Origin of the sequence: Rhodococcus sp. NPDC127593 (genome assembly GCF_042671975.1) — a bacterium.
In the GTDB taxonomy this organism is placed as follows: Bacteria; Actinomycetota; Actinomycetes; order Mycobacteriales; family Mycobacteriaceae; genus Rhodococcus_F.
Genome location: NZ_JBHXWI010000136.1, coordinates 1 through 8,030 on the forward strand (window position 1 = coordinate 1; position 8,030 = coordinate 8,030).

Annotated in this window: 7 protein-coding genes and 1 pseudogene; 5 read left to right on the forward strand and 3 right to left on the reverse strand. The window is 60.2% G+C overall.

Annotation, left to right across the window (positions count from 1 at the left end):
* Positions 1-127 precede the first annotated feature (127 nt).
* Entirely contained in the window at positions 128-1,447 is a 1,320-nt protein-coding gene (locus ACFVJ3_RS48820; protein ID WP_378458936.1) for an MFS transporter, read from the reverse strand.
* Between the two features lie 413 nt (positions 1,448-1,860).
* Here ACFVJ3_RS48820 and argH point away from each other — a divergent pair, with 413 nt between their 5' ends.
* Together argH and ACFVJ3_RS48830 are read left to right on the forward strand one after the other, a co-directional pair.
* Positions 1,861-3,249, forward strand: a complete 1,389-nt coding sequence (gene argH / locus ACFVJ3_RS48825) for an argininosuccinate lyase (RefSeq protein WP_378458937.1) — start codon at positions 1,861-1,863, stop codon at positions 3,247-3,249.
* A 48-nt stretch (positions 3,250-3,297) separates the two neighbouring features.
* Entirely contained in the window at positions 3,298-4,200 is a 903-nt protein-coding gene (locus tag ACFVJ3_RS48830) for a LysR substrate-binding domain-containing protein (RefSeq protein WP_378458938.1), read from the forward strand.
* Positions 4,201-4,478: 278 nt separating this feature from the next.
* Here the strand turns inward: ACFVJ3_RS48830 and ACFVJ3_RS48835 are convergent, their stop codons facing one another.
* Positions 4,479-5,561, reverse strand: a complete 1,083-nt coding sequence (locus ACFVJ3_RS48835) for a helix-turn-helix transcriptional regulator (RefSeq protein ID WP_378458939.1) — start codon at positions 5,559-5,561, stop codon at positions 4,479-4,481.
* Between the two features lie 133 nt (positions 5,562-5,694).
* Here ACFVJ3_RS48835 and ACFVJ3_RS48840 point away from each other — a divergent pair.
* The 3 genes and pseudogenes from ACFVJ3_RS48840 (at position 5,695) to ACFVJ3_RS48850 (ending at position 7,381) form a co-directional block, all read left to right on the forward strand.
* A pseudogene (locus ACFVJ3_RS48840) lies at positions 5,695-6,556 on the forward strand (aldo/keto reductase).
* A gap of 59 nt (positions 6,557-6,615) precedes the next feature.
* Entirely contained in the window at positions 6,616-6,942 is a 327-nt protein-coding gene (locus tag ACFVJ3_RS48845; RefSeq protein ID WP_378458940.1) for a hypothetical protein, read from the forward strand.
* A gap of 85 nt (positions 6,943-7,027) precedes the next feature.
* Positions 7,028-7,381 carry an aldo/keto reductase gene (locus ACFVJ3_RS48850; protein WP_378458941.1) on the forward strand — a complete coding sequence of 118 codons (354 nt, stop codon included), beginning with the start codon at positions 7,028-7,030 and terminating at the stop codon, positions 7,379-7,381.
* A gap of 453 nt (positions 7,382-7,834) precedes the next feature.
* Here ACFVJ3_RS48850 and ACFVJ3_RS48855 read toward each other — a convergent pair.
* A partial coding sequence (locus ACFVJ3_RS48855) for a hypothetical protein (protein WP_378458942.1) occupies positions 7,835-8,030 on the reverse strand: 196 nt, incomplete at its 5' end.

Below are 8,030 nucleotides of genomic sequence, written 5' to 3' on the forward strand. Positions count from 1 at the left end.
ATCCGCCGCTACATCATCTGGCGAAACAACCACGCCGCCGACCAAAAACTACGAGAAATCGTCAACAAGGCAAACGTTGCCTGATACGGCACTAGTAGAGAGACGCCGTCCAGTCGGAGGCGCTCAGCTATGAAGAGGCCGCTGGATCAAGTGCCCTACTGGAGGTCTCGGGCGCCCAGATATAGCCCACGATGCCCCCGGCCAGCAGAACTGCAACGCACATTGCCAACGCGGCCACGACCCCGAGGTTGCCAACCACGATCGGCATGAAGAAGGTCAGCGCGGATGCACCGAACCGGCTCGATGCCACCGCAAGACCAACCCCACGCCCCCTCAGCTCGGTCGAGAACAATTCAGACGGATATACATACCCAACTGTGCTGGTTGCCTTTGTGACCAGCGCGAAGGTAGCGAAGACGATGACAATGAACAGTGGGCTCGCACCGGATATCATCAACGGAAGCAGGAGGAGCCCAGAAACAAGGAAGCCGCCGAAGGCCATCGTTCTGCGTGAAAGGCGGTCTATCACAAGGAGTCCCAGGAAAGGTCCTATGGCGGCGCAACAGTAATACCCAAGTGAGCCCGTATACGGGTTTTCTACCCCCAGTGTTTCTACGACACGTGGCAGGAACGTACCGAGAGCAAAGGTGGGCATGACTGCAACCGTATACACCAAGCACGCTATGAAAGTGCTTCTCGCAGTGTCGGAACGGAAAAGCGCCCGCAGGCTCGGCTCGACCGACTTCGGGGCAGTCTCCGGTAAATTGTAGTTCGCACCCATCCGGCTCGTCACAATTTTTCGAGCCTCGGACACGCGTCCGTTCTGGACAAGCCAACGAGGCGACTCGGGTGCGCCGATACGTAGAGCGAAACTGATGATTGATGGAATTGCAGATGTGGCGAGAATCCACTTCCAGGAATCAGGCCCTAGGTCGCGCATGAGTAGCCCGACAATGTAGGCGGCCGCGAATCCCAATGTCCATGCGAATCCGAGTGCGCCCAATGCTCGGCCACGCCAATAGCGTGGGGATACCTCCGCGAGCAGCGCTTTCGACGAAACGTAGTCACCACCGAGGAGAAGTCCCATGATGAATCGAACGATCAACAATGACCAATCGGGACTCGTCAGAAGCTGCAGGAGGGAGGCCAAGGTGAAAATTAACATCAAGGGACCAAAAAATGGCTGTCGTCCGAAGCGGTCCACCAATCTTCCGCAGATCAATGCGCCGAAAAATAGACCGGCAAGTGTGGACGATCCGAGAAGTCCCTGCCACGTATCGCTGATGTCCATCGTGTCCGTTGCGACCGCCAACGCGATCCCGGTCACGCCGAGTACATAGCCGTCGGAAAACGAACCAGATGATGCGCTGAGGACGAGCCGCCTATGGAACGGTAGTACGGGGCCGGCGTCATAGTCGACCGTCCTGGTTGCAGTTTCTTCTGTCACTACAAAACCTTCCATCGTCTGCATCCTGTGTGAGCGAAGCATTCTGAGCTGGTGCGGCAGGTGCGGATTTGTGAAACCTGCCGGTGCCTGTCGCAGTGTTTATACCGGGATGTCATCGGGCAAGCTAATACGGCTTTGCAAGTAATTCCATACGAAAGTCGTATGCGTGCAGGTGGGGTGCCTGTAGAGGTGCGCGGTCAGGTTGTGGGCGTTTGAGCGGAGCAACCACCAGGGCTACGTTCACAACGCGCGTGAGTTGATCACATGGTCCGAGGAAGAATGGGTTGGCATCTAATATGTCTTTGCAACAGAAATCCGTCGACTACCGTGGCTATCGGACGGCTGGAATAAGGCTTTCCGAGGGGCTTTGGACCGATAGGTTATTTACGTCTCGAAACCATGAACGAGCACCGTTGAAGTCGATTCTCGACTTCGATAAGGCCCACTTGGTGATGTTGGTGGAAATGGGCCTGGTGGAGAAAGGCGACGGACGCAAGATGCTGGCTGAAATCTGTGATATCGAGGCGAATAGCGTTTTACTCGGTGAATGGGACGGGGGGATGCATTGGACCGAGCAGCAGTTGATTCAGCGCCTCGGCGAGCAAATTGGGGGATGGATCAATCTGGGAAGGAGCACGGGCGATATATCAGAGGTTTCACGGAGACTCAATACCAGGAGACTAGTTTTTTGCAATATTCACATGCTAAATAGTCTCCGGGGGGTCCTACTGAAACTTGCGATGAAGTTTGTCGAGACTGTCGTGCCCGGTCAGACGTTTTTGCAGCATGCACAACCGACCACGCTCGGTCACTGGCTCAGCATGTGGGCGGCTACACTCGATCGTGACGTTCAGCGCTATATGGAGCTCACAGTTCGGGTGAACCAGTCGCCGGCGGGGGCTGGTATATTGAGCACCACCGATTTCGAGATAGACCGCGAGCGTGTTTCAGAACTCTTGGGCTTCGACCGTCCCATCGCAAATAGCTTGGACGCGATCATGAGCCATGATGTGGGTGTGGAGACGATAAGCGTCGTGACGATCGCTGCTATGAACCTTGCGAGAATCGCCGATGATTTAGAACTTTGGATGTCTACCGAGTACCGATACGTAGACTTCCCGGACAGGTTCTGTGCGACCTCTAGCATTATGCCTCAGAAGAGGAACCCAAATCTCCCGCAGCAGATCAAGGCGCAGTGCGCAAAGGCAATCGGCGCAATGTCTCTCGGAATTGCGTCGGAACGAGGTGCCACTGGTCAGCCGATGCTGGAGCGCTTCGAATGTGACGTCGTCCTCTGGGAGTTGCTCGAAGACCTGCCTCGGATCATGGGGGACTTGGCTACCATGCTCGATGCCATCGAGGTCGACGACAGGCGAATGCGGGAGAGTTCGGAACGTCACTGGGCCTCGGCTAGTGATCTGGCATCATTGATCGTTACAGAATGCGGTCTGTCTTGGCGTACCGCGCATCAGATCTGCGCCATCGTCATCCGACTCTGTTACGAGCGTGGTCTTGAACCGCGAGATCTGACGTCGGCGATAGTAGACGAAGCCGCGTGCATGTACAGAGGAGAGCCACTGTCGCTTTCGTTGAGTTCTCTTCGCTCAGCACTCGATCCGATTGCATCAGTGCACCGGCGAACAGTACTTGGTGGGTCGGCGCCGAGTGCGGTGTCTCGGGAGATCGCGTCTATGACGGAACGCCTTGGGCGCGACGTTCGTGCGGCATCGGTGTGCGAGCGTAATATCGCAGAATCACAGGCAAGGCTCACCGAAGCGATTGACCGACTGCTTGTGGGATAGTTTTGACAAGTGTAACTACTCGCAGAACCGAAAAGGTCAAGAGGCAGGATGAGCCTGACGCGTTTGAAGTACTTCGTTGTCGTCGCGGAGGAACTGAGCTTCACGAGGGCGTCCGCGCGTCTGCACATCTCCCAGCCACCGCTCACACAGCAAATCAGAACGTTGGAGCGTGAGGTCAACCAAGAGCTGTTCAAACGTAGTTCGCGGAGAATTTCGTTGACCCCGGCCGGTGAAGCGCTGTTACCCGAAGCTAGACGGATCTTGGAACGGTACCAGCGCTTGCCTGGATTGTTGCACGAGGCCGCCACCGAGAGCACCCGGACTCTGACGGTGGGTTGTGTGGCGTCAGCTGTGATCGGACTTGTCCCACAGGTTCTGCGCGAACTCGAGCGCGCGAATCCGCGCGTTGCGGTGAGACTTCAGGAGGCGGGCGTCGAGACCCAAATGGACCGGCTGAGGTCCGGTGATCTGGACGCCGGTTTATTGCGAGTCAGAGAGTTGGGGGAGGAGTGGTTCTGGGTAGACGCGGCGCCGGAATACTATTGTGCCGCAGTGCCGATATCGCATCCGTTGGCGCAACGGGGGACCATTCACTGGCGAGAGCTTGCGAATGAGGTCCTGGTAATCGCCGATCGGAGCCGCGCGTCTCTGGAATTCGATACCGTCGTCGCGGCTTGCTCGAAGAATGGTTTTACACCAATCGTGGTCGCCGAGGCCATCGCCGGATACAACATCATTCCATTGATAGCGGGTAATCGTGGAATCGGGATTGTTCCCGAGCGCGTGTCCGCGTTCAAGATGGACGGGGTTGCGTACTGTCCGCTGAGCCCGCGGGTTGCAACTGTACCGATGCGGTTGGTTGTTCGGAAGAACAAAGTTGATGCGAGCATCGATCGACTCGGCGAGCTTGTGAGAACAACCTCGGTGCCGCTGTGTAGGTCAGAGGTATAGCGAGGATTGCCGGCACGAGGGATCGTGCTTCACACTCTGGGTCTTTGGCCTGGATCCACAGATGTGGTGCCGGTCGGTAATGGGTTCGGTTGCGTCCGTTGATTGCTGCTTGAGTGTGGGCGATCGTCTCCGTTCGTCTTCCCAGGGCCACCGGTGTGGGAGATGCAAGGTCAGCCTTCGCCGAGAACGCGATACGGGCCGGGGCTGTGATCAGGGTCCTGCGGATGGTGGCGATCGATGCTTTTACCTGCCGTCTGCCTGTGATGGCTCGAACCGCTCTATCCGCCGCGCGAGTCCTCGGGGGATGCCTGGTCCGGTGGTCGTCGAGATTGATCAAACGTGTGAGGAGCCGCGCGCACCGAAACGGCCAACGGCTTCCTACCGACCGGCTCGGACTGCTTTCTGATCTGACGTATGCAGCGATGAGGACTTTCAGTGACGACGGTTTGGGGGCAACTTGGGCCAGCCTGCCTCTGTCCGGGGGTGCTGGGCGTGGAGGGCTCGGATTCCGCGGGTGTGAGTGTGGTCGCGACCCAGCTGCGTAGCAGGTCGAGGGCATCAGCCGACGGGGTTCCGGGGTCGGCGAGGTAGGTGACGATTCGGACGTCGGGGGTCGAGCCGAGGGTCAGGGTCTCGAATGCGACCGTGAGCTGACCGACCACGGGGTGGCGGATCGTTTTGGTTCCGCTGGTATGGATCGCGACTGTGTGCCCTGCCCACCAGGTGCGGAATTCGGGGCAGTGGGTGGCGAGCTCGCCGACGAGGGCCATGAGGGCACGGTCGCCGGGGTCGCGGCCGGCGAGGAGGCGCAAGCCCGACACACTCGGCCGGGCGCTGCGTTCCCAGTTGACGTAGAACTCCCGGGAGCGGTCGTCGAGGTAGAGATAGCGCGTGTGGTTGAGCGGTTCGCTGTTCTCGGGAAATAGATGTGGGAACAGCGCTCGTCCGAGGCTGTTGGCTCCGACCAAGTCACCGAGCCGTCCGAGCGCTATGGCCGGGACATTGCCCATCGCGTCGAGGAGTTGCGTTGCTCGCCGCGGTAGAGACGACTGGGGCTTGACACGGGACGTCCGCGCGCCTTCGGATGCTCGTGCGAGGTCGAACAGATGCTGGGTCTCGACCTCGTTCATGTGCAATGTGCGGGCCAGCGATTGCAGCACGCTCTCAGATACTCCACGGAGGTTCCCGCATTCCATCCTGGTGTAATACTTTGTGCTCACGCTGGCGAGTTGCGCGACCTCCTCGCGGCGGAGTCCGGGTACGCGGCGTTCGCCGCCGAAGATCTTCACACCCGCTTCCTCTGGAGTAAGGCGTGCCCGCATCCCGGTGAGGAACTGCTGTACTTCGGCGCGGAGGGCCATGCAATCGACGGTAGCCATCGCGGTGGGCTGCGTGGGAGTGCCTATCAGCGCCAACCGGGTTCGCGTCTGGGGATAACGACAGTGACTCTCACCTTGCTGGTCGAGTACCTACTGTCGAGGCGTGCCCCAGAAGATGATCACGCTGAACAACGGTGTCGAGATGCTGGCCGTCGGGCTCGGTGTCTTCCAGACCCCGCCCGACGCCACGACCGCTGCGGTCGAGGAAGCTCTCCGCCTCGGCTACCGTCACATCGACACGGCCGCCGCGTACTTCAACGAGCGCGAGGTCGGTGAAGGTATCCGTCGCTCGGGCATTGCCCGCGACGAGTTGTACATCGAGACGAAGGTCTGGATCAGCGACTACGGTTACGACGCCACGCTGCACGCGTTCGACAAGAGCACCGGCAAGCTCGGTGTCGGGCAGCTCGACCTGCTGATCCTGCACCAGCCCTTGCCTTCGATCGCACGCTCGATGCGTGCCGGGCGCTCGAGGAACTCCTCGCCGATGGCAAGGTGCGCGCGATCGGCGTCAGCAACTTCATGCACGAGCACCTCGACCGTCTCCTGAACGAGACCTCTGTTGTGCCCGCGGTGAACCAGATCGAGGTACACCCGTTCTTTCAGCAGACTTCGCTGCAGCGAATACACGCCGAACACGGAATTATTATCCAGGCCTGGTCACCCATCGGAGGCATCACGGCCTACGGCACGGCCGTAAAGAGCACGTTCGACGACCCGACCCTGCGCGACATCGCTCGGGCACATGGGACGTCGGCCGCGAAGGTGATGCTGTGCTGGCACCTCCAGCGGGGCCGCTCCGCCATCCCGAAGTCGACCAAGCCTGCCCGCATCGCCGAGAACTTCGACGTCTTCGACTTCGAGCTCACCACCGAGCAGCTCGCCGCGATCGACGCACTCGACACCGGAGTACGCGGCGGACCGGAACCGGACAGCATCACTCTCGAAACGTAGGCAGAGATATACCCGAGGCGTGAGTCCACGCCGCCGCCGGCCGCGGTGAAGACAAAGTTCAATGACTGACCAGGAGAGCGCAGTGCACAGGAACCCGACCGATCGCGGTCGCCGCAGATTTTTGATGGGAGCTGCCGGGTTGGCCGCATCCCCGCTGGTCGCCGGGATGGCGGCTGGCTGCACGTCGACCGAGCAAACCGCGCAGTCCGGCGCCGGCACGAGCGGCGTCCGCGACGGTGCGAGGCTGGTGACTGCGACCACAACGGTCACCGGCCGCCGCACTCTCGGATCCTTGGAAGTCTCGAGCATCGGGCTGGGATGCCAAACCATGCCCGGCAAGCTCTACGGCCCCGTCAGTAGTCGCGCGGACATGATCACCCTCACTCGAGCAGCTGTCGACCAAGGGTGACCTTCTTCGACACGGCCGAAGCGTATGGGCCCCTCGAGTCCGAGCGAATCGTCGGGGAAGCTTTGAACCCGTCCGGGATCAGGTAGTGATCGCGACGAAGTTCGGGTTCGACTTCGACCCACAATCCGGTGAGAGACGCGGTGGCCCGAACAGCCGCCCAGACCACATCCGGCGGGTGGTCGACGAGATGTTGCAGCGCCTGCGAACCGACCGCGTTGATCTGCTCTATCAGCATCGAGTGGATCCCACGGTCCCGATCGAAGACGTGGCGGGCACCGTGAAAGATCTGATAGCCGAGGGCAAAGTCCTGCACTTCGGCCTGTCCGAACCAGGACCCGATACCATCCGCCGCGCACATGCGGTCCAGCCGCTCACCGCGATCCAAAACGAGTACTCGATGCTTTGGCGTGGGCCCGAGGACATAATCCTGCCGCTGTGAGAAGAGCTCGGGGTCGGATTCGTGTGTTGGGCACCTCTGGGAATGGGCGTCACGACTGGGACGATCAATCCCTTCACCGGGTTCACCGAGGGAGACTTCCGCGCCGCGGTGCCCCGTAATGCGCCTGACGCCTTGGCAGCGAATATGCCTCTGGTCCAAATGATCCAGGAGTGGGCCGTGCGTAAGGGCGCCACCGCCGCGCAGCTCTTGGCTGATGGCGCAGCGACCGTGGATCGTCCCGATTCCGAGTGTGCCACGAGAACCGCCCACCTTCTGGAGGATCTCGGAGCGAAGAAGTGACCTTCAGCGACGACGAGCTTCAGGAGCTGAACACTGCTTTGGCAGGAATCACGATCCACGGCGAGCGGCTACCACCGGCAATACTCGCGCAGACCGGTGTCGAAGCACCCACCCGATAGTGACCTAGCGATACACCTGCGCACCAGTTGCAGATCAAATGATTGGGCTCTCGTTTCGGAGTCCGGTGGTCGCGGCATCTACACCCGGAATTGTGAGCAGCCGGGCACGTAGTTGGAGGGTATGGGTGGGTGGTGCGGCCAGGGTGCCGTAGTTGTTGAGTAGCGGGCGTTCTGCCTGGGGTTTCCGATCTTCGGAGGTGTCTCGGGGGGCGGCGGAGCGGGCATAGGGA

What these genes read in the sequence shown, in the direction of transcription:
- ACFVJ3_RS48830 (WP_378458938.1), top strand. Translation starts at nt 3,298, where the DNA reads ATGAGCCTGACGCGTTTGAAGTACTTCGTTGTCGTCGCGGAGGAACTG.
- ACFVJ3_RS48835 (WP_378458939.1), bottom strand. Translation starts at nt 5,561, where the DNA reads ATGGCCCTCCGCGCCGAAGTACAGCAGTTCCTCACCGGGATGCGGGCA.